This is a genomic window from Ralstonia sp. ASV6, from assembly GCF_016429285.1.
GTDB lineage: Bacteria > Pseudomonadota > Gammaproteobacteria > Burkholderiales > Burkholderiaceae > Ralstonia > Ralstonia flaminis.
In genome coordinates this window covers 1-946 of sequence record NZ_JAELUI010000325.1, presented here as the reverse complement: position 1 = coordinate 946, position 946 = coordinate 1, and the positions used below count along the sequence as shown (strand labels likewise).

Below are 946 nucleotides of genomic sequence, written 5' to 3'. Positions count from 1 at the left end.
GCGCCGAGCAGCGCCGGCTGTTCGATGAGACGTTGACCGAAGACGAAGCCGCGCTGCAAGCGCAGTTGCGGCAAGCCAAGGGGGAGCCCGCGGTCAACAACGACACATCATCCAAGCGCAGACCCAAGCGTCAGCCGTTGCCGGCTGATCTGCGGCGGGTCGAACACCGCCACGAGCCGCAGGACACCCGTTGCCCGACGCCGGGCTGCGGGCAGGAGATGGTCCGTGTGGGGGAAGACATCAGCGAGAAGCTGGATGTTGTGCCTGCGGAGTTCTTCGTGCACCGCCACATCTACGGCAAATGGGCCTGCCGCTGCTGCCAACACCTGGTGCAAGAGCCCGTCGAGCCGCAGATCATCGACGGTGGCCTGCCGGCGGCCGGTCTGGTGGCATACACGCTCATCAGTCGGTTCGTGGATCACTTGCCGTACTACCGGCAGGAAACGATCAATGCCCGTTCGGGCGTGCATACGCCACGCTCGACACTGGCGGCCTGGAGCGGGCAAGCCGGTGCGGCGCTGGAGCCGCTGTACGAGGCGCACAAACGCTTCATCCTCTCGGCGCGCGTGTTGCATGTCGACGAAACGCCTGTCGCCATGCTTGACCCGGGGGCCGGCAAAACCCGGCGAGCCTACGTCTGGGCCTATGCGCGCAGTGCCTTCGACCCGGTGCCGGGTGTGATCTACGACTTCTGTGTGGGGCGCGCGGCCCAGTTCCCGATTGAATTCCTCGGCGGGACTGCCGAAGACGGCAACAAACGATGGTGGCAGGGTACGCTGGTGCGAGATGACTACATTGCCTACGACCGCGTGTTGCAGGCTCGCCCCGGACGGGTGGCCGCAGGATGTCTTGCCCACGCGCGACGCAAGTATGACGAGCTACTACGCAACCAGGGCCACAGCACCGTGGCGCCCGAGGCGCTGCGGCGCATTGCTCAGATCTACCG

General features: G+C 65.9%; 1 protein-coding gene. It reads left to right on the top strand.

The genetic code is table 11. The annotated features are described in order from the left end of the window. Window positions 1-946 (top strand): IS66 family transposase (locus JHD73_RS27870; protein WP_199033355.1); only part of this gene is annotated, 946 nt, incomplete at both ends.